Raw genomic sequence first — 23,386 nt, forward strand, 5'->3', positions numbered from 1 at the left:
AATCAACATTTAATATGTTTTTATCTCATATTTATTTTTATTATACTACAAATCTATTACCTTTGACAAACACTTATTTTTTATAATAAGAATAAATTTATACTTTTCTAGTAAATAAATAAATTCAAATACCTCGAAGCAAGCTTCGAGGTATTTAACAAAATACTCTAAATAAATTTATTTTTTTATCTTTTTCAAAACAGCATTTGCTACATTAGGATTTACCATTATTCCAGGTCCACAAATACATCCACCTTCACATGCCATCCCTTCCATCAAATCAAATTTTTCATTTTTCAGTTTAGAAAACAGTTCTTTACTTTCTTTTAATCCATCCATTTTAATACAACTTATCTCTTTTCCTTCTAATTTATTAATTACAGCTTGAGCAACTCCGCCTGAATGTGCAAAATTCCACCCATCAAAAGAACCTTCATAATCAACATCTTCTATCTCTGCTGGCTCTACTCCACAACTTATAAATAATGCTCCTAATTCTTCAAATGTAATAACATAATCAACTATTTCTCTATTTATATCTTCATTTTTTTTTGCAATACACGGTCCTATAAATACTATTTCACAATCCTCTTCTTCTTTTATTTTTTTTGCTAAAGCTATCATTGGAGAATCAGAAGGAGATATATTTTTTATATAATCTTTTTGATGTTTTTTTATATAATCTACAAATGCAGGGCAACAAGATGTTGTCACTAATTCATTAGAATTTTCTATATATTCACTTTCTTCTTCTGCAACCATATCTGCTCCTAATGCCACTTCATAAGCTTTATTAAATCCTGCTCTTTTTAATCCATTTTTTATTTGTCCTATTGTAACTTTAGGTCCAAATTGTCCTGCTACAGATGGAGCAAAAATAGCTATAACACTTCTTTTATTATCTTTTTTTATTCTATTTAATACTTTTATTAAATCTAATTTTGATTCTATTGCTCCAAAAGGACAAGCTATATAACAACTTCCACAATTAACACATTTTTCCTCTTCTATTTTAGGAGTTCCATTTGGATTTTTAGTTATTGCTTTTAATTCACATGAGTTTTCACATGGCCTTTCTAATTTTACTATAGAATAATAACTACAAGCTCGTGCACACAATCCACACCCAATACATTTATCCAAATCTATTTTAGCTTTTGAATTTTCAATAGTAATCGCATTTTTAGGACACACCGATTTACATGAGTGTTCTATACAATTTCTACAAAGATCCGTAACATAATATTTATTTGACGGACACACATCACACGCCTCTTCTATTATCTGCAATATTTTAGAAGAGTTACTATATTTAGAATTTTTTTCTAAAATTTCATCTATATTTTCAGCCACTTCATACATTTCCATATCTTTTGACTTTTCATAATCCATTCCTAAATATATTTTTATTCTCTGATTTAATATTTCTCTTTCTTGATAAATAGATTCTCTATATTTAGCTTCATTACCTGGTAATATTTTTTTTGAAAGTTTCGGTAACTCTTTTTTCAAATTATTATTTATTGTGGCTCTTGCTAATTCTATTAAAGTTTTTCTTCTTAATTTTATTTTTTCATTTAAAATAAAGTTACGCATTTATACCTCCTTTAAATCCTTTACTATTTGAATTAATTTTTCCTCATTCATATCTTCATAAAACTTTCCATTTATTTCTACTATAGGCGGAATTTTTTCTCCATTACAAAATCCAAAACAAGTTGCAAAACCCACTTCTATATCATCTGTTATTTCTAATGGAAATTTTTTCTTTATATCCACTAAACTTGAAGACCCCATTAAATGGCATGTTGTACCTACACATATTTTTATTTTTACTTTCATTTTTTTCTCCTTTCTTACAATATAATTTTCGAATTTTTCTCTAACAATACTCTATATTTACTGTTTTCCCCAATCTCTCCAAATTTTTAGATAATCCTCTTATTAACGTTGATCTAATTGACATATCAAATGGCAAATTCGGATTATGGTAAAATGCATTAACTTTTCTTCCTACTAATATATTCACTTCATCACATTCAGTTAATATACTAAATAATTTTTCTCCGGAATTCATCTTTTCGGGAATGTTTATTTCATGCATATTATCTTTACACTTATCCAACATTCTATTTAAATATTTCAGAGTTAATACCCCTTCTGTTATTAAATCAACCCCTTTCATTGTTCCTGTTGGAGGTAATTTCCCTAATTTTTCTCCTTCTAACTTTATTTCTATTTCTTCATCTAAAACTCTACTAACTATATTTGAAGTTGTTCCTCCACAAATAACTTTTTTCCCTATTCTGCTGAAAAATCTCTTTACGTAATATTCATCTGTTTTTGGATTAAGCGGCGGACCTGTAAATATTGTAGCTATTGGGTTTTCTATAGATTTTATACCTATTAACGTCGAATCATCTCCCGGCTCAAATCCGTAATAGCTTTCTGTAACTGCTATTAAACTATCAACAATATATTTTATTTCTCTAGTTTTTCTATACATTCTTTTTAAATAATTTGCTATATTTTCTTCTCCCCATCCAAAATTCATTAATCTTCCCAAACCTGCATGAACTAATCCATCTGACATTATAAAAATAAAGTCTTCTGCAAAAATTTCAAATTCTGTTATTTTTATATCTTTTTCATTTATTCTTTTTGTAATATATTTTGGCTTATATAATTCTCCTTTTGTCAATATTACAGGGGATGGATTATCATAATTTATTATTTTCACTTTTCCTGATTTAAAAATCTGTACTAATGTAAATGTAGAATATGCAATCCCACGCACTTTACATACTGGAAGAGTTTTTGTGATTGTGTCTACAATTTCTTCAATTTTTACCCCTTTTTTATACATTGTGCCAATAATCTCTGTTGTTAAAATCGAAAGTATACTTGCCTTTATTCCACTTCCCATTCCATCTGATAATATTATCAATTTAGAATCTTCTGTTTTTCCCAATTGATAATTATCTCCACATACCTGCTCTCCAAATTTATTTAAGCTATTTTTGTATACAGTAGCAGAAATCATTTTAATCACCTATCCTCTTTTTTTAATATTTCTAATAATTTCACTAAACTTGCTTTTGTTTCCCCTGTAGTTTCTCCTAAAATTGATGCTATTTCCTGCCCTACTTTCATCTGTTTATCTACAATTTTTTCCAATTCTCCTATTACTTGTATTTTTAAATTTTTCATCTCTTTTTCATTCTTTTCTTGCAATGTAATATCATGAAATATTTTTACTATTAAATTTTCATTGTCTATTCTAAACATAACTTCTGACAATATTATTGATTTTTCAGGATACTCTTTTATCTGTTTTTTATTTTTTATTTTTCCTATTGTAAAATCTACAAAATCATCTATATCATCAAAAAAATCATTTACAGCTCTTCCAATTACATCAGTCCCATTTAGTTTAAACATATTTATAAATCCACTATTAACTGCTTCTACTCTTAAATTCTCATTAACAACCAATACCCCATTAGGGTCATAATCAAATATTTTTTCCCAAATATTCATACTCATTTAATTTTTCTCCTTTTCTAGCTCTTCTATATAGGGAATTAATTCACTATATAATCTATCTTTACAATTGTTAGGATTATAATTTTTAAAAATTTTATCCCCTATTTTTATAGCTACTCCTTGATTACAAGGCCCTAAGCAAAATGAACCTTTCAACTCTAATATGTTATGCTCTGTTCCTTTATTTAATTTTTCAAATTCATTTTTAAATATTGTTATTATTTTATTTGAACCTTTTAGATAACATGCACTTCCCATACATATGTATATATCCATTTTTCCCTCCAATTTCTTAATTTTTATCCTAAATAAGCAGAAAGGCTCTAAAAAGAGCCTCCCAAAACTGTTTTATATTTCTCCATTAAATCCTTTTATATATAATTCTTTTATTTCACTTATCAATGGATATCTAGGATTAGCTCCTGTACATTGGTCATCAAATGCTAATTCAGACATTTTATCCAATTTTGCATAAAATTCTGTTTCACTTACTCCTGCTTCTTTTATAGATTTTGCAATATTTAATTTTGATTTTAACTCTTCAATTGCTTTTATCAAATTATCTACTTTTTCATCAGGTGTATTTCCACCAAGTCCTAAATAATCTGCTATTTTAGCATATCTAAATTTAGCTTGTGGATATTTATATTGAGGGAATGCTGCTTGTTTTCTTGGATTATCAACTGCATTATACTTAACTGCTTGTGATATAAGCATAGCATTCGCAAGACCATGAGGTACATGGAACATAGCTCCTAATTTATGAGCCATTGAATGACATACTCCTAAGAATGCATTTGCAAAAGCCATTCCTGCCATTGTTGAGGCATAATGCACTTTTTCTTTTGCTTTTAAATCTTTATCTCCATTTTCATAAGAAGCTGGTAGATATTTAAATATTAATCTAATTGCTTCTAAAGCTAATCCATTTGTATATTCATTTGCTAAAACTGATACATAAGCTTCTAAAGCATGAGTTAGCGCATCTATTCCAGAAAATGCTGTTAATGCCTTAGGCATACTAAGTACCAATTCTGGATCAACTATAGCCATATTTGGTGTAAGTTCATAATCTGCTATTGGATATTTAAATCCTGTTTTTTCATCTGTTACTACTGCAAATGGAGTTACTTCAGAACCTGTCCCTGATGTTGTTGGAATAGCTACCATCATCGCCTTGCCACCCATTTTAGGGAATTCAAATATTCTTTTTCTTATATCCATAAATCTCATTGCTAAATCTTCAAATATTACTTCTGGATGTTCATATTGTACCCACATAATTTTAGCTGCATCCATAGGAGAACCTCCACCTATTGCAATTACTACATCTGGCTCAAAAGAATTCATTCTCTCTACACCTTTTTTTATAGTCCCAAGTGTAGGATCTGGCTCTACATCATGAAACACTTCACTTTCTACTCCTATCTCTTCTAATATTTCTGTTACTCTATCTGCATAACCTAATTCAAATAAAGGTTTATCTGTCACTACAAATGCTCTTTTTTTATCTTTTAGTTCTTTTAACGCTAAAGGTAATGCTCCATATTTGAAATATACTTTTGGCGGAACTCTAAACCACAACATATTTTCTCTCCTTTCAGCAATTGTTTTAATATTCATTAAATGTTTTACTCCTACATTCTCACTAATAGAATTTCCACCCCAAGAACCGCAACCTAATGTTAATGATGGTGCTAATTTAAAGTTATATAAATCTCCTATTGCCCCTTGAGAAGATGGCATATTTATTATAACTCTTCCTGTTTTTAATTTTGCTCCAAAATAATCTATTCTATCTTGATTAATAGTTTGATTTGTATATAAAACTGATGTATGTCCCATTCCACCAATTTCAACCATTCTAACTGCTTTTTTTACTGCTTCTTCAAAATTTTCTGCTCTATACATTGCTAATACTGGAGACAATTTTTCATGAGCAAATGGTTCTGTTAATTCTGTAATTTCTACTTTTCCAATTAAAATTTTTGTTTCTTCTGGTACATTTACACCAGCTAATTCTGCTATTTTAAATGCTGATTGCCCAACTATTCCTGCATTTAATCTACCATTTTTTAAAATAGTATTTCTTACTTTTTCTTTTTCATCTTCATTTAATATATAAGCTCCTCTTTCTAAAAACTCTTTTTCCACTTCATCATATACTTCGTCTAATATAATAACTGATTGCTCTGAAGCACAAATTGTACCATTGTCAAAAGTTTTACTTAATAATATAGAACTTACTGCCATTTTTAAATGTGCTGTTTCATCTATAATTGCTGGTGTATTTCCAGAACCAACTCCTATTGCAGGTCTTCCTGATGAATAAGCAGCTTTTACCATTCCAGGCCCACCAGTTGCAAGTATCAAATTTGAATTTTGCATTAAATATTGTGATAATTCTACAGAAGGCTCATCTATCCATCCAATTATATCTTTTGGAGCTCCTGCTTTTATTGCTGCATCCAATACTAATTTTGCTGTTTTATTAGTACATTCTTTTGCTCTTGGATGTGGTGAAAATACAATTCCATTTCTTGTTTTTAATGCTAATAGTGCTTTAAATATTGCAGTAGAAGTAGGATTTGTTGTTGGAATTATTCCTGCTATTATTCCTATTGGTTCTGCTATTTTTTTTATTCCGAATGTGTCATCAACTTCCAATATTCCACAAGTTTTATCATCTTTATATTGATTATATATATATTCTGCTGCAAAATGGTTTTTTATAACTTTATCCTCTACAATTCCCATTCCTGTTTCTAATACTGCATCTTTTGCTAATTCTATTCTAGCGTTATTTGCTGCTAATGCCGCAGCTCTAAATATCTCATCCACCTGTTCTTGAGAAAATTTAGAAAATTTTTGTTGTGCATCTCCTACCCTTTCCAAAAGAGCTTTTAATTCGTCTACATTTGTAACTTTTAATTCTTCCATTTTTATTACCTCCTCAATGTTTTGTGATTTTTTTAACTATATTTTTTAAAAAAATTTAATTTAAGCTTGATTAAAATTTAATCTTATCAGTGTAAAAATTATACTTTTTTTATTACATATCTTTTTTTAAATTACCATTTTGATATGTTATTACTGGGATTTCAGTGCATTTTTTTATTTTTTAATTATTTATATACTTTTATTATTATTATGAAATCACTTTATAATAAATTTATTTCATACTTGCTATTTCACTTGTTCTTTTTTTCACGTTAAGTATATCACTTTGTTGTGGGGTTGTCAACTGTTTTTTTGAAAAAAATAAACCTAATATAGTTTATGGCTATGTTAGGTTTATTTTTAATATATTCTTATTTTCATAAAGCCATTTCTTAATATGAAACTCAGGTTAAATTCATCTGTATATCTCTTTGATTTCTTTGACATGATATTCTCCATGTTTTCTTTTTTTTATTCTATCATGTCCAAGTATTTTTTGTATAATTTATCACTGAAGATACATTTGTTGCATAACATTTTGACAGTTCAGGCGATGTGCTTGAGAGTTGTGAGCGATAGCGAAACCTCAAAATCATATAGTCTGCTGTCTGTTATGACTCTGTATTCAGACGGAATTTCATATATAGCTTCAATAGAATAATTTTTTTTTAGTTTTTCAATCCGAAATCTCAAAACATACAAAAGACGCTATAGGAAGTACTATCGGCTATGCTTACTTATTTTTTTCTAACTTTTTCATTCCTTCAATAGCTTTTTTGTTGGATAAAATTTTCATTTGTTCTATTGCAACTCTGTTAAGATTTATCAGTCTTTCTTTTTGATTTAAACCAGCTTTTATATACTCAGAATTTAGGTTTTTGAGGTTCGCAAGAATAAGCAGTTGTTCAAGGCTTGCATAATCTCTTATATTTCCATCTTTATCTGGATTTTTCTCTCTCCATTCTTTTGCTGTCATTGAAAAAAGAGCCATATTTAATAAATCAGCTTCATTCGCATAAGTAAAGCTTTGTTGTTGAGGAGTTAAATCTTTGGGAATTAAATTTTCTTTTATTGAATCCGTATGAATTCTATAATTAATTTTTGCTAAAGTTCTACTTACATCCCATTCGATATTTTTTCTGCTATTTTCTTCATCGATTAATCTTTGAAACTCTTTTATTAGATAAAGTTTAAACTCTGCTGATACCCAAGAAGCAAATTCAAAAGCAATATCTTTATGGGCAAAAGTTCCTCCATACCTTCCACTACTTGTTGTTATTCCAATTGCATTTGTCCCTTCTATCCATTTTTTAGGAGACATAGTAAAAGCATTTCTGCCTGCTTCATTTTTAAACCCGTCGAATTCGACGGGTTTAAAATCACTATTATTTATTTTCTCCCAAAGACCTAAAAATTCAATTGTATCTTTACTTCTTAACCAATTTTTTATAACATCATTTGGAGAATCACTTTTATACTTTGCAATATCAGTAAGTGATATATAATCAGATTGATTAGCCTTTTTTACAGATATTGAAATTCCTTTTACATCTACTTTTTTTGCCATTTTACCTCCTGAATATCAAATTAAAATCTACTAATTCTTTTTATAAATTTGACTTATTAAAATCGTCTAATAGTTCTTCTAAATTACACTTAATATTGGCACAATTCTCCAAAATAAGTTTTGCTCTTTTTTTTATCACTTCATTTTCAGTTCCCATCCCAACATCATATGCTGTTTTTCCAAATAAATCGTAATTATCCCATCCACCATAGCCTGTTGCTTGCACATAATTACTATCTATAGAATCCAATATTTTAATTTGATTTATTTCTTCGAATTTTATAATAATCTTACCAAAATTATTTAGATGATACTTAACAATGAACTTTGCTATTAAATCCTCTTCTAATATTTTTAATATTTTACTGTAGACCTCCGAATCAAATAATCCTTTTTTTACTTTTTCATCTATGGAAATATTGTTGATTCTATCAGGTATTTCAATTTGTGTACTCAATTCAAATTTAGGTTTTTCAACAATTGGTTTCCCTTCAATCGCGTTAATAAATTCGTTTAACTTTTCATCATTTAAATCAAAACTTGGATTAAGTTCTATTCCAAATATAGATTCCATATAATCTGGTTTAACGCTTATTCCTTCTAAAAATACAGGTATAAATTTTTCTTGTTTAGTATTTCTATATACTTTTGGGCTAATAATTGAAGTTTCTACTCCAACGCCACTAATTCTATTATTAGCTTTATTTACATACTCTTTCTCGCATATAACGAATACTTTTTCAGCTTCTCTTATAGAATTTTCCATAAAAGAATCTATGTTATGTCCAGGTCTTATTTCCCATTTATCTAAAATAACATCATATTTGCTTGATAATTTAGTTGCCAAATCTATTACCAATTGATCATAACGTTCCCAACAATATGATAAGAATATTTTTTTCATAAAATCACTTCCTTCACTAAAATATTTTGTAGATGTTACTTCTATACTTAGACGGATACGATGTCCGTCGAGAACAATATTTTGAGATTTAGGATTAATTCGCAGTATATCTCTTACGATATTTTTTATTCTCTTTGGGTCATAATAGACTTCCATTAGGAAAATAACCTAGTCTGAATATGTGTCATAACTCCGTGGCGGGTAAACGATGGGCGTTAGCCAAGATTGGGGGAGTTCGACACCCACCCGCACTCAACAATCTTGGCTAACGTGTTCACTGCATGCAATGTCCCAAAGCCGTACAACAAGGAAATGAACCTTAGAGCTTGCTCTTGGTAAATGACGCCGTAACTCGGTAGGGGATGGAATATCCGTATGTGCAGAGTGTTAGCTGATCGTTGATTCAAATTCAATATCTCCAAGTGTTTTTCTATCAGTAAAATATTGACCGGTAAGTCGATCTCTATTTTCGATTTTTAAGCGACAAATTCCATAATGAATTTCACTCCTATTCCGTACATTTGCATTAGGAGTATTCAGATAATAGTATACTAAAAATTTTTCTCCATATTCTGTGTAAATTTTACTCATTATTGCTTTGCTTTCACTTTCATCAGTTTTTAAATATATTTGTATGGCAAACAAATTTTGAACAATTCTTATTTTTGCTTCCCTTTTATTTCCATCAAATTCAGATATAAGAAAACCATCATACTCTTTATGTAATTTTGGGGTTTTACTTAGAGGATTAAACTTCCAAAAGAAGTGAATATAAGACATTGATAGCACTATTACTATCGAAATTGTTTTACCTATATTTTCAAGAATAGATTTATCGACAAACATTTTATCTACTAAAAGATAAATAATTATTGATATAATTATAATACTTTTTATATACCATTTTAGATTTTCTTCCATGATACCTCCCTCCTTATATTTCAATTTCAAAATATTCGTTTATTTCCTTGATAAATTTTTTATATTTATTAACCATTTCTTCATTACTAAATAAGACTTTTATTCCATTTACCTCCTTAAAAGTACCTAACATAAAGTTATTATTATTCAAATATATCAAAATATCATCAAAAGTATACTTTAATAAAGAATATTTACTAAATAAGTCATTTGGAAGATTCCATAACAGTGACTCCAATCCAAATGACGAAACCTGCTCTACTGATTTATAGCCATCTTCTTTCATTAAATTTCTTATTTTTTTTAAAATTCTTACATGTTTTTTAAAATAATAATTTGTTTTATTATTCTTTTCTTTCCCATTTATTATATGCTGTTCAGGATAATTCCTTATTCTTCCACCACTATCAGGTCTAATCTCAATTCCACCAATATAATTTGAAGAATCAAAGTTATAATCATCTTTATAATTTCTTAGACGATATGCTGGAACCACATCAGCATCAACTCTATAGCTATTGCCAATAACTTTCAAAGATTTATCATTCCTTATAACACCTTGATTATTAAATTTTAAATTTAAAGCTCTTTCTACATCATCCTTCAATTCTTTAGCCGAATAAGTTCCATCTGTGAAAAAATATTTTTCCCCCGTAATTCCTGCCCTATACTCAGGAATAAAGGTTGATTCCAAAATAACGGCCACATCTACATCACTATGACTTCTAATATTCGTATTGTTTGCATAAGAACCTTGTATAAGAATTCTCAATTTTTTACTATAGTCACTAGTATTCATATCTAGTGTATAAGAAAATGTATCCTCACTATATTTTTTTATAACTTCACTATTGTCTAAATACCCTGATAGTTTCATAGCATCTCTAACCATTTTTATGGCATTTTTACACTTTTCATCTTCAGTTTGACTTAATGGTAGTGCGAATTTTTTCAATAATTCTTCATCAAATTTCATTTTTACTTTCCTCCTAAGCTTAAAATGTCAGCTAACGGTTCCAGTGTATGCGATGTGAATTGAGGCATTAGAGTGGTGCAGCCTGAGGCTCGTGAGCTTGCAAACCTCCGAAGCAAACCACGTCCCATAAGGGCTTGCCGAAATCATATCGTATACACTGTGTTATACACTGGCTCTAGTCTTAACTTCATTTTTATTTAATACCGTTTAATTTACCTTTAAATCGCTCCCATTTTTCCTTAGGAGAACACGAGTTTCGACGGATATCATTACTTAATCACCCCAATGTTCTAATTGAGCATATTCCAGATTTGACTCTTTTTCATAGAATTCTGCTAGTTTTTTTAAAAGTTTTTTTGTTTTGCTATGTAGAGGATTTATCTTTAAACTATTATTTTTGTATTCTTCAGCAATTGCTCTCTCTTCATTTCCAGCATCATAAATATTTTTATGTGATACTCTAATTCCATTAGGATATATTTTTCCATGTAAAATTCCATCAAATAATTCTTTACAATAGTATTTTTCTAAAACATCTCTGATAACTTCATGTGGCCACACTTCATCAGAGCCTTTGGGTGATTTTGATAACATTTGTCCTATTATAGTGTAGACAGATTTAGTGTAATTATGATCTTTAGAAAATTTTGTTACATATTCAAGCCAACTTAAAAGAGTATTTTGTTCTATAGAATCATTTAGATTAATATTAAACTTCCAGATATCAAAAAATTCTTTTATATTTAGATAGATTTGTATGTTATTATCCAATTTTTTAAAATAATTTCCATCATCATCTCTAAATCCCATTTTCAATATTTCAATAAAAAATTCTGGATTAGTAATAATTTCTTTATTTAAAATTTCCGGATTTACATCAATATATCTAAATATTTTTAAATAGTTCCATTCTAAAATCATTAATTTGTTTTTATCATAATCATTTTTGTTATATACATATTTAAATAATTCTCCAAAATTGTAACTAGAAATAGTTTTTTTTTGAGAAGTTAAATATCCTTCTAAAGCTAATACAATAAGATTTGATGGTATATCTTTATTCCTATAACATTCATGATATATAAAATTTATTGCTTTTACATAATGTTTATAGTACATTAGTTTTTCAATTAATTTGATAGCAACTTTTGATTCATTTGTTCTAAATTCAGCTTGCAGTTCAAAGTATAATTTTTCAATTTCTATATTTAAAGATAAAAAGTCTAATAATTCACTAGTAATATCTTCATATTGTAGCAACATAACTTTATTTTCATTACTTAATAGAGCTGTATTATTTAAGAAATTAACAATTATTGACACTCCTTTTTCACTAACAAAATATCGAACAAATCCATGTATAACTCTATATTTTTTTAAGTCTAATAATTTTAGAATAAATTCTTTATCAATGTTGTCAAAAAATAACTCACCACAATAATATCCAATATGAAAAAGTGAACTAGAGTCAGATTTTTTTATTAAATCAAAAATTAGACTTCTATCTTTATTAGCAATTTCTACTAAAGCTTCACATCTTAATTTTTTTGCCTTACTTCTTGAGACTTCCCAATTTTCTTCATCTTGAAACAAATTATATTCACTATTTTGAAATAACCAAAGATTTTTTAAAATAATATCTTCAATAATTATATGATCTTTTAGTTCTGTTAATTTATCTAAATAATTACCTTTTATGGCCCAGTAAGTATTTTTAAATCTAATATGTCTGTTTATTTCTTGTTCTATTTCTACTTTTAAAAGTTGTAATTTATCTTCACTTAAATTTTTAGTATAAGAATAAATACTGGATAATACTAAATCTTTAAGATTATTAGGTAAATTAGAATAGTCAGATATTAAATCAAAACAACATTCAACATTGAATATATTATTACACTTAAGTTCAATTATTCTTTCAGTTTGTATTAAAATTTCTTTGTTATTATGATATTCTCTTTTCTCTAATCCCCATTCTCTATAAATAGGAGAACTATTAGGAAATAAAACTGCATGAGGTTTTGGTAATATGTTAGTTACTAATCTCCAAGCCTTTTGAGCATCTTTTTTAAAAAAACTCTCAATAGCTGCTAAACGAAATTTATACTCAACAATTGTTTGAGGCCAGTATAAATTAAAAATATTTTCTAGTGAACGCATAGGATTATTATTATTATAGTCAATAGTGAAACAATCTACCAATTCAAACAGAATATTAACACAATCAGAAAAATATTCCTCATTCCATACCAATTTTTCAATTCCCCATAAAATAGACATATATGATTTATCTCCACCATAAAAACTGTCTACAGGTTTAAATAGAGATAAAAAATCTTCATTATCTCTATTATTTAAAATAAAATCAACTACGATATCAGGAGAAATCTCTGATAAAATTTCAAAATTTTCTATAAAAGTCTGCAATTTCTGTTTGCTATCAATATTTTTTATAATATTTTTAATAGAATAATCAATTTTTAATTGATAACTATCATTTATACATACCAAAGTTGTAATACTTTTCAACATTTCATTTTTTAAATTAGAAGAAAAATCAGTAGTTTTATTGTATAGTTGCCAAAATTGTTGTTTGCCTTCTTCTAACTCAAACTTTGGATTAGTTACTTTCATAATTTCTTCAAATTGTTCTATAAAAATTTCAAATTTTGAAGAATCAATTTTATTATGCAATTTATACCATAATTCCTTATAATTTGTAATTTTCCAAATTGAGTTAATTTTTTTTATCGGAGGATCAACTTCGTAAGTCCAATTAAGCAGTTTATTAATATACTCTGAATATTTTTCGTTAGATATTTTTTCTATAATTTCTTTATCTTTTACATTTTCATCATTCCAACATCCGACTAGTAATGCAGGGAGTAATTCTACTAAATTAGGCTTTTTAATCCAATCTGATTCTTTCAATAGCTGATTTTTTGAAGAAAGTCTGATCAATCTAAATATGCTCCCTTTCATTTCTCTCTCAAGCTCATATTTCTTATTTGAATCAATTTGAATATTTCTTAATTCTTCTGAAATTTTACCTCTATTGATAAATGATAATTCTATTCCCTTATCAATACTACCTTTGTACTCCTTTCCAAATGTAAATAATTGTTTATTGTTAGAGTTCGTAATTGGTGAGGTAAAATCATAATATGTTATTAAATAGTGATTTTTCAAGTGTTTAGAAGTTAAATCCCAATCTTCTTCACTTTTTACAATTAATGTTTTTGAAATAATATTATCCTTTTTGTCACTTTCTAATTTTTTAACAACTGCAATAAATGATAGTATCGCTTCTTCTTTTGATTCTCCAATAATATTTAAGAATGGCTTGTCATTTTCTATCCAAATTTTAATTAATTTCTCTTCTTTTTCTCTACCTGCTAAAATCATATTTGATGTTATTTCAAATTCTGTTTCTCCAACAAATTTATCCCAAAATTCATTTATACTTAAGAAATTATCAATTTGTAGTTTATGTATCATTCCTTTTAACCACTTTGAAATTACAGGAAATAACTCTAACCATTCTTCTAAATCACATGCATCATAAATTTTAATATCTTTCCATATACCATCTTTTTTCTTTTCGTTAATCCAATCATTCTTTGTAGTAAATAGTCTAGGAGTAACAAAAATAAAAGTTGAATTACTTTTATCAATTCCTAAATCTTGTTCAGAACGTTTAGAGTAATCACTTTCAAGTTTTAATTTCACATTTTTATTTGTTCCGATTTCCCATATAGAAATTCCTTTTGGGATATATTTCTTATTATTTTCAACTTCAACAAATCCATCCAATCCTGAATACTGAACACTATCTCCACTTGGAAATCTAGAATATTTTATTTCGTTATTACCATAAGAAGCATATATAAGTTTTTTTACTAAAGTTGGACATTCCTGTTGAGATTCTTTAGAATTTGTTTCTGACCATAATTTTAAGTCATTTGTAGTTATCCATTTAAAATCCATAGCAAACCTCCTTGAACAATCTAAAATTTCTTTATAAAAGGCGGTATAGGAAGTACCGCTGACTAAAATAAAAAAATGGGATTGATTTTTATTCAAATATCTAAAGTATAAACCTGCTTGCATATAACTCGTTTATACACGCATAAAACCTTCGCATATCCCTCCATATAGTTCGTATATACGCAAATCTATCCATCTTCAAATAAATATTTTTTTGATTTATATATCTTTTTATACTCTTCTAGTTTTATTAAAAACTGTTTTGATCAAGCTACCACTCCGTCTTTATTCCAATTAAATTCTACTATATTTATTCATCCTATGTCAATATTTATATTCATTATCTTTATGTTTTCCAATTCTAAATCCCGTGATAATTTTACGGCATTTCCATATAAGTTTTACTTTCACTTAGAAAAAGATTAAAAATAACATTCATATCTTATTTTAAAATATATAATTTTTATAACAAAATATGAAATTTTTTTAAATATTCTTCAATAATTAAATTATTTTTCTAATTTTTTAAAATTTCACTATCCTTTTTTCTTTATTACTAAGCATTGCTAATTCTATTATATGTATCACATCAGTTGCACTTTCTGGAGTAACAGATAAATTTTCTTCTCCTGCTATAGCTTTATATATATTTATATAAAAATTTCTATAATCTCCATTTTCGCTCTCTATTTTTCCTTTTATATTCATTCCATTTATAGTGCTATTTATTTCTCCCCATATGTTTTCTGGTTCTTTTCCCCAGTTAGAAATATCTTTTGGAATATTCCCTTTTCTCAATTCTTCTTCTTGAATATCTGTCCCACTTTTTACAAATGTGCCTTCTCTTCCAAACACACTATATTTATACCCTTTTTCTCTAACAAGCATGCTAGCCTTTAAAGTAACTTTTAATTCATCATAATAAAGTATTAATTCAAAATTATCAATTACAGTAGAGTTTTCTCTTTGCATTCTTAAATCAGCAAATACCTCTTTTGGACGTCCAAATAGTTCAAGTGATTGATCTATTAGATGACTTCCAAGATCGTAAAGTATACCGCTTCCTACTTTTTTTGCTTCTTTCCATGTACCATCTTTTATATAATTTCTAAACCTATCAAAATGAGCTTCATATTCTACTATTTTTCCAAGAGTTTTACTCTTTATTACTTTTTTTACTGTTAAAAAATCACTGTCCCATCTTCTATTATGATTTACTGAAACTATTTTATTCATATTTTTTGCAATTTTTATAAGCTCAATAGCCTCTTTTGTTGTAACAGTAAATGGCTTTTCAACTACCACATGTTTCCCAGCAAAAAGTGCTTTTTCAGCAAACTCTTTATGTAGAAGATTTGGCAATGCTATTACAACAATATCTATGCTTTTATCATACAAAATCTCCTCATACTTAGATACAATTTCAGCTTCTGGATATGTTTCATTTGCTTTTTTTATATTTTCTTTGTTAGAAGTCATTATCTTTTTTATTATATAATAATCTTCAAGGCTTGCTAAAATTGGTGCATGAAATACTCTCCCTCCTAATCCAAATCCTGCTATTCCTATGTTTAATTTCTTCATTTTTTACCTTCTTTCATTTATATATAATGATTATACCCTCGTATACCTTCCTCCACTTATACTTTTTATAATCCCTTTTATCTCCATTTCCATTAAATACACTAAAATATTATTTCCTTTATACCCAGTCTCCATTATTAATTCATCCAAATTTTTCTCTACTACTAATTTTTTATATAAAATTTCTTCTTCTTTTGAAAGTATTATATGTTCATTTTCAATATCACTTTTATCTGTATCCCAATTGAATTCTTCTAAAATATCTTCTGCATTTGAAACTAATTTAGCTTCACCTCTTTTTATTAAATTATTACAACCTTCAAAAGATGGATATGAAATAAATCCTGGAACAGCAAAAAGTTCTCTATTTTCATCTAAACATATTTTTCCAGTAATTAGACTCCCACCAGATTTATAACTTTCACAAATTAATATTCCATTAGATAATCCTACAATTATTCTATTTCTTTCTGGAAAGTTCCATCTCAATGGTTGTGTCCCAATTGGATATTCTGAAATAATTAATCCTTCATTTTCTATTTTTTCCCATATTCTTTTATTTTCATATGGATAAATTACATCTAAACCTGATCCAACTACAGCCACTACATTCCCGCCACTTTTTAATGCTGTATTTAATGCTATTGCATCTACACCTAATGCTAATCCACTTATAATTGTAACTCCTGACTCTATTAATTCTTTTGTTATTTTTTTAGTAGCTGATTCTCCATAAGCTGTTATTTTTCTTGTGCCTATTACACCAATTGTCTTATTTGGAATTTTCATTTCACCTTTATAATATAAAAACAGTGGTGGATTTGATATTTCTCTTAATAAATATGGATATTTTTCATCTTTCAAAGATAATATTTTTATACCTAATTTATCATATTTTGATTTTTCTAACATTATTTCTTCATCTGTAATTTTTTTTATTTTTATTAATTTTTCTTTTTTTATTTTTAATTTCAATGATAAGATATTTAGATCTGAATTTATTATATTTTCAAAGTTTTCAAATTCAATCATTAATTTGTATATTTCACCTCTTGTTAAACCTGCTAAATGTAATTTATACCATTCATTCATCTGTTTCTCCTTTTTATTTTAATAGATATTTTTGATAGTGTTAAGTTTTTGTAGAAAAAAGAATTTCAGCACAAAGAAAAAAATTATTTAAAACCACGGTATAAATACAGATTAAAACTAACAAGTAAAAAACAAGCTATACTTCATATAATAAAACATAAATATTTTCCTGAATTTTTGGTTTCTTAAAAATTTTACTTTGAAAAACAGCATATCTCAAAAAATGGCGTAGCTTATTTTCTAAATAAATTTATACTTTCCTAATAATCCAAAAAATATTTTTCTTTTATTAGTGTATATTTGTGTCCATTCGTGGCAAATCATCTGCCTTTCTCCGTGGCTAAAATCCTACAATTATTTTACTTTTTCCAAACTTCTTTTAGCTTCTATTTGTATATCTAAATTTTCACTATTTAATTTCTCTTCTAAAACTGGAATTAATATTTTACATTCACTTCTATAATCTTCTGCAAGATTCCCTATTGAAATAATTGATTCTTTTATCTCATCTAAATCTTCAGAATATAAATACTTTATGCAATGACCTATTGCTTCTTTTAATTTAGATTTTCCTAACTCTTTTATTGTCATTTCTTTTATAGCTTTAATTTTCATTTCTGATTTCTCATTATTTATTATTTTTTTATCTTCTATCTCTTCATTTATCGCATCATTATTTCCTTCTGTAGATTTAAAATCTTCTTTTTTAGTTTCACTATCATTTAAAACTGGTAATTCAATAATATCTTCAGCTATTTCATCATCTAATTCTACCATTGTTCCATCTAATACTTTGTTTTCTTCATCAAATTCATAAATATATTTTTTTATTATATCTAAAAATAGTTCTCCATATCTTTCATATTTAATTTCTCCTACACCTTTTACTCTTAAAAATTCATTTTTAGTTAATGGTTGATATTCTGACATCTCCACTAAAGTATTATCCGAGAATATAATATATGGTGGTACATTTTCTCTACTTGCAATTTCAGTTCTTTTCTCTTTTAATAACCTCATTAACTCTTCATTTGCTTCCACTTTTTTCTCGATTTTTATTACATTTTTATATACTTTTTCTCCCTTTTTTAAAACATTATAAGATAAATCGGATAATTTTAATACAGGATATTCTCCTTTTGTAACTTCTAAATATCCATCTCCAATTAATAAATTTATCATAGCTTTTATATCTTTCACACTATATTCAGACATTAATCCATATGTTGTTATTCTATCCCATCTGTTTGCAATAACTTTTTTAGATTTTGAACCTTTTAAAATATTTGCAATCATTGTCATTCCTAAATTTTGATTTACTCTTCCTATACATGAAAATATTTTTTGCGCTTCAACTGTTATATCCTGCTTCTCTATATTTTCATTACAATTGCTACACATACCACATTTTTCTTCTATAATGTCTTCTCCGAAATATGATAATATATATTTTTTTAAACACATTGATGTTGTTGTATAATTATTCATATATTGTAATTTTTCATATTTTGATTCTATAATCTCTGGATTAGCTTGAAATTCATTATTTTCTATAAAATATCTCTGTAGCATTACATCTTTTGGACTATAAAGCAATATACACTCTGCTCTTTCTCCATCTCTTCCTGCTCTTCCAGCTTCTTGGTAATAACTTTCAATATCTTTTGGCATATTATAATGTATTACAAAATTAACATTTGATTTATCAATTCCCATTCCAAAAGCGTTTGTCGCTACCATTATTTTTATTCTATCATATATAAATTCATCTTGATAATATTCTTTTTCTCTATCTTTTAGACCTGCATGATATTTTCCTACTAAATATTTTTTATCCAATAAAAGTTCATATAATTTATCTACATCTTTTCTAGTCGCCACATATATTATTCCTGATTTTCCTTCATTATTTTTTAAATATTCAAGTACATAATTCTTTTTATCTATCCCTTTTATTACTTCAAAATACAAATTTTCTCTTTCAAATCCATTTACATATTCGTTAAAATTTTTCAAACTTAATTTTTTTATAATATCTTTTCTTACTTCTGGGGTTGCAGTTGCTGTGAATACTCCTATTACAGGTCTATTTTTTAATCTATCTATAAACTCTGGAATCTTCAAATAACTTTTTCTAAAATCATGACCCCATTGTGAAATACAGTGTGCCTCATCTATTGCAAGCAAACTTAATTTATTATAATTTAAAGCATTAATAAATTCTTCTGAATCTAATCTTTCAGGAGCTACATATATAATTTTATGAATTCCCATAGATATCTCATTGATAATTCTATTTCTCTCTTTTGCAGTTTGACTACTATTTAAATATACTGCACTTAACCCTAAATTTATTATACTGTCTACTTGGTCTTTCATTAGTGATATTAAAGGTGAAACTACAACAGCAATCCCTTCAAATATCATAGCTGGAATTTGATAACATATTGATTTCCCACCACCAGTTGGTAAAATTCCAATTGTATCTTTTTTACTTAAAATACTTTCAACTACTTTAATTTGTCCTTTTCTAAAACTATCATATCCATAATATTTTTTTAATATCTTTTCTGCTTCTTTTAGCATTAACATTTCCCCCTAATAATTACCACTCTACATAACAATCAAAATCTAGCGTTTTTATCTTCAACATCTTCTTCTAAATCGTACATATCAGATCCCTTTACAGCTAATTTATCTGCAATTTCATTATATTCATCTCCATTATGTCCTTTTACTTTATGAAATGAAATATTTTTAAATGATTTTTTTAGATTATATAATTCTAACCATAAATCAGGATTTTTTTTAGCACTTCCTTTAGCTATCCAACCATTAATCCAAATAGTTATTCCATTTACAACATATGCACTATCTGAAAAAATCTTTACTGGAATATCTTTTCTTTTCAATGACTTCAAAGCTTCAATTACAGCTTTTAATTCCATTCTATTATTCGTTGTATTTCTATAGCCACCATAAATCTCTTTTTCTTTTCCTTTATAAATAAGGATAGCTCCATATCCGCCTCTGTTATTCTTTGATTGATTATTAGCACATGCTCCATCTGTATATATTAATATTTCTTCCAATCTGTCCTCCATCTAAATATTAAAATTATTTTAATTTTTTTATAATACCATTGTAACTCTATTTCTCCCAGTTTCTTTTGATTTATATAAAGCATCATCTGCCATTTTCATATATTTATTATATGTATTACAACACTCTAAATTAGGAATCATAGATGCTCCACCAATACTTATTGTAAATTGTATTTCCTCATTTTCATAAATAAAATCTTCATTTTCAACATTTTGCCTTAGCTTTTCAAGTATTTTCAAAAAATTTTCTTTCTCTTTAGAAAAATAATAAAATACAAACTCTTCTCCGCCATATCTAAAAACTTTATCATTTGCTCTACTTAAATTTTCTTTTAATATTTTTCCTAATTTTTTCAAACAAAAATCTCCAGCTAAATGACCATAAGTATCATTTATATTTTTAAAATGATCTATATCAATAATTGAAAAATGAAGATAAAAACCTTCTCTTGATGACATTTTAAAATCATCTATAAATCTATCATCAAAATATCTTCTGTTATTTAATCCTGTTAATTCATCTGTAATTGAATTTTTTTTTAGTTTATTATTTAAAATTTTTAATTCTTTTTTTTGAAGCTCTAATTTTTTAGTCCTTTCACTTACTATTTCTTCCAAATTATGTATATATTTAGATAAATCTTTTCCCATATTATTAAATTTTAAAGTTAATAATTTAATTTCATCTTCATAATTATTTTTAATTTCTATAGGCACAAAATTTGTGGAATCATATGCTTCTACAGATTTTATCATATTAATTATTGAATTTGTTGTATTTTTAGAAATTTTATTCGATAACAAATATAATAAAAATATAATTATAATTAATAAAATAATAAATATAACTATAAAGTTAAATATATGTTTATAAATAATATCTTTTGATTCTGTAATATAAAAAGAGATATTTTTTAATTTTTTTATGTTAAATTTAGAATTTTCAACTTTAAAATATTTTTTTAATTCTTCTTTTTTTATAGTTTTTGTCTTATTATTTTTTGTAACAAAAATATTGTCACCAATATATGTAATTAAATTAATATCCATTCTATTATTATTTTTTAAATAATTCTCAAATATTTTTGATAATTTTAAAACAACAATTAGTTTTTTATTTTCATATGAATCCAATTTTTTTAAAATAATTATATTTATATTAGAATTTTTATATATAAATAACGTCTCTCCTATTTTAAATTTATTTTTTTCTCCTAAATGTATAGATTCTCCATTATTATTTATAATTTCTATTTCTGAAATTATCTTTTTTTTAGAAATTTCTTTCATCAACTCTTTTTTCAAAGATTCACTAGCATATTTACTAATCAATTTATTTTTATCAAATAAAAAAACTACATCATTTGTATTTGCTATCATATTCATAAAATTATCTATTTCAGATATATTGGCAGATAAATAATTCTTAAAATTACCATTATTTAAATATATCTCTTCCGTTTTAAAATATGTAAAAAAATTAAATAATATTAATGAAGTTATTATTAAAATAACTGTTGTTATAATTATATCTGTAAATATAACATATCTAAATATTTTATCCTTTAATTTCATAATAAAACCTCTTTCTATATTAACGATTTCTCGATTTTTATAAATCAATCTTTTTAACTAAAATTTTAAAAATTAAATCGTAAAAAAATTATATTAATTCCCATCTGTAAATATTTTTTTATATTCAGTATAACTTATGCCAGTATATTTTTCAAAAAGCAAATTATAACGTTCTGTTTTTCTAAATTCCTCCATAAACATCGATAACATTTTATTCAATTCTGGAGTGTTATACGAACTACAAAATGCTAAATATCCTACTTTATTTTCAGCTGGAAATAAAGCTTTTAAATTATCTTTAAAAGTTAAGCTTGTTAATAATTTTGGAAAAAAAGAAAATGAATCTGATATACTGACATCTGCATTTCCTAAAATAACTTGATAATAAAATCCCATTCTGTCAATATAATCTCCAGTTGGAATTATATCAATTTCCACATCATTTTTATTTACTTTTTTAGTTCTTCCTAAATAAGTAAACTTATTATTTTTAATACTAACTTTATTAACAATATAATTTATATCTCTTTTTTTTAATTCTTTTCTAATCGTGTTATAGAAATTAAAAACTTCCATTGTTATAATTTTTTTTCCTTTAAAATCTTGATAATTATTTATATCTTCATTTTTCCTTGTGAAAAACATAGATACATTTTCAACAAATGGAGTCATCTTAACTAATTTCTTTCTACTTTCAGTCACTGTAATAATATCTGCAATAATATCTACTTTTTTATAAATATCTGGAGTACCTATAATATTTTTCTTGAACATAATTTCTCCATCTTTTGTCCAATATTCTTTAAATGATTTAACTACATATAATTTTAATTTCACATTTAAATATTCCGCAAAACTCTCTGCAAGTTCAAAAGTAAATCCTTGTTTATCCTTTATTTTAGGTTGATAAATACCTCCTGTTGGAATATTTCTAATTCCTATAATTAAATACCCAGATTTTTTTATCTCATTTAAATCTCTTGAAAATGCAAAACTAAACATTAAAACCATTAGAATTAAAATAATTTTTTTCATGAATTTCCCACCTCCGCAATTATAATTTTCATTACATTGAGTAACTTGCCATTTTAATGTAAAAACCTTATTTTTAAACATTCTTTAAAGTATAATTATTATACCCTATTTAAAACAAAAAATCTATAGAAATAATAAAAAGAGGACCTAAATCC

Annotated in this window: 17 protein-coding genes; all 17 read right to left on the reverse strand. The window is 26.2% G+C overall.

The window, feature by feature from the left end; genetic code table 11:
* Window positions 1-177 precede the first annotated feature (177 nt).
* Window positions 178-1,596: a monomeric [FeFe] hydrogenase gene (locus RDY08_RS08130; protein WP_307903874.1), complete on the reverse strand. Its 1,419-nt coding sequence runs from the start codon at window positions 1,594-1,596 to the stop codon at window positions 178-180.
* Complete coding sequence (locus RDY08_RS08135; RefSeq protein WP_307903875.1) at window positions 1,597-1,842, reverse strand: NAD(P)H-dependent oxidoreductase subunit E; 246 nt, start codon at window positions 1,840-1,842, stop codon at window positions 1,597-1,599. It lies immediately after the preceding gene.
* A gap of 40 nt (window positions 1,843-1,882) precedes the next feature.
* Complete coding sequence (locus RDY08_RS08140; RefSeq protein ID WP_307905458.1) at window positions 1,883-3,043, reverse strand: SpoIIE family protein phosphatase; 1,161 nt, start codon at window positions 3,041-3,043, stop codon at window positions 1,883-1,885.
* Window positions 3,044-3,048: 5 nt separating this feature from the next.
* Complete coding sequence (locus tag RDY08_RS08145) at window positions 3,049-3,546, reverse strand: PAS domain-containing protein (RefSeq protein WP_307903876.1); 498 nt, start codon at window positions 3,544-3,546, stop codon at window positions 3,049-3,051.
* Entirely contained in the window at window positions 3,547-3,822 is a 276-nt protein-coding gene (locus tag RDY08_RS08150; protein ID WP_307903877.1) for an NAD(P)H-dependent oxidoreductase subunit E, read from the reverse strand.
* Window positions 3,823-3,894: 72 nt separating this feature from the next.
* Entirely contained in the window at window positions 3,895-6,486 is a 2,592-nt protein-coding gene (adhE, locus tag RDY08_RS08155; RefSeq protein ID WP_307903878.1) for a bifunctional acetaldehyde-CoA/alcohol dehydrogenase, read from the reverse strand.
* Between the two features lie 733 nt (window positions 6,487-7,219).
* Window positions 7,220-8,053 (reverse strand): KilA-N domain-containing protein, encoded by an 834-nt coding sequence (locus RDY08_RS08160; protein WP_307903879.1) that lies wholly within the window; start codon window positions 8,051-8,053, stop codon window positions 7,220-7,222.
* A gap of 40 nt (window positions 8,054-8,093) precedes the next feature.
* Complete coding sequence (locus RDY08_RS08165; protein WP_307903880.1) at window positions 8,094-8,957, reverse strand: toll/interleukin-1 receptor domain-containing protein; 864 nt, start codon at window positions 8,955-8,957, stop codon at window positions 8,094-8,096.
* A 387-nt stretch (window positions 8,958-9,344) separates the two neighbouring features.
* Window positions 9,345-9,878, reverse strand: coding sequence for a Cap15 family cyclic dinucleotide receptor domain-containing protein (locus RDY08_RS08170; RefSeq protein ID WP_307903881.1), 534 nt, complete (start codon window positions 9,876-9,878; stop codon window positions 9,345-9,347).
* A gap of 13 nt (window positions 9,879-9,891) precedes the next feature.
* Entirely contained in the window at window positions 9,892-10,854 is a 963-nt protein-coding gene (locus tag RDY08_RS08175; RefSeq protein ID WP_307903882.1) for a nucleotidyltransferase domain-containing protein, read from the reverse strand.
* 273 nt (window positions 10,855-11,127) lie between these two features.
* Complete coding sequence (locus tag RDY08_RS08180; protein ID WP_307903883.1) at window positions 11,128-14,841, reverse strand: hypothetical protein; 3,714 nt, start codon at window positions 14,839-14,841, stop codon at window positions 11,128-11,130.
* 525 nt (window positions 14,842-15,366) lie between these two features.
* Window positions 15,367-16,425 (reverse strand): Gfo/Idh/MocA family oxidoreductase, encoded by a 1,059-nt coding sequence (locus RDY08_RS08185; RefSeq protein ID WP_307903884.1) that lies wholly within the window; start codon window positions 16,423-16,425, stop codon window positions 15,367-15,369.
* Between the two features lie 30 nt (window positions 16,426-16,455).
* Window positions 16,456-17,517: a DNA-processing protein DprA gene (gene dprA, locus RDY08_RS08190; protein WP_307903885.1), complete on the reverse strand. Its 1,062-nt coding sequence runs from the start codon at window positions 17,515-17,517 to the stop codon at window positions 16,456-16,458.
* A gap of 354 nt (window positions 17,518-17,871) precedes the next feature.
* Window positions 17,872-20,103: a DNA helicase RecQ gene (gene recQ, locus RDY08_RS08195; protein ID WP_307903886.1), complete on the reverse strand. Its 2,232-nt coding sequence runs from the start codon at window positions 20,101-20,103 to the stop codon at window positions 17,872-17,874.
* Between the two features lie 38 nt (window positions 20,104-20,141).
* On the reverse strand, window positions 20,142-20,609 hold the full coding sequence (locus RDY08_RS08200; RefSeq protein WP_307903887.1) for a ribonuclease H family protein: 468 nt from the start codon (window positions 20,607-20,609) through the stop codon (window positions 20,142-20,144).
* 39 nt (window positions 20,610-20,648) lie between these two features.
* On the reverse strand, window positions 20,649-22,196 hold the full coding sequence (locus RDY08_RS08205) for a diguanylate cyclase (RefSeq protein WP_307903888.1): 1,548 nt from the start codon (window positions 22,194-22,196) through the stop codon (window positions 20,649-20,651).
* Window positions 22,197-22,289: 93 nt separating this feature from the next.
* A complete protein-coding gene (locus RDY08_RS08210; RefSeq protein WP_307903889.1) occupies window positions 22,290-23,231 on the reverse strand; it encodes a transporter substrate-binding domain-containing protein in 942 nt (313 codons plus the stop codon).
* Window positions 23,232-23,386 lie beyond the last annotated feature (155 nt).

It is taken from the genome of Haliovirga abyssi (assembly GCF_030295325.1).
GTDB classification, from domain to species: Bacteria; Fusobacteriota; Fusobacteriia; order Fusobacteriales; family Haliovirgaceae; genus Haliovirga; species Haliovirga abyssi.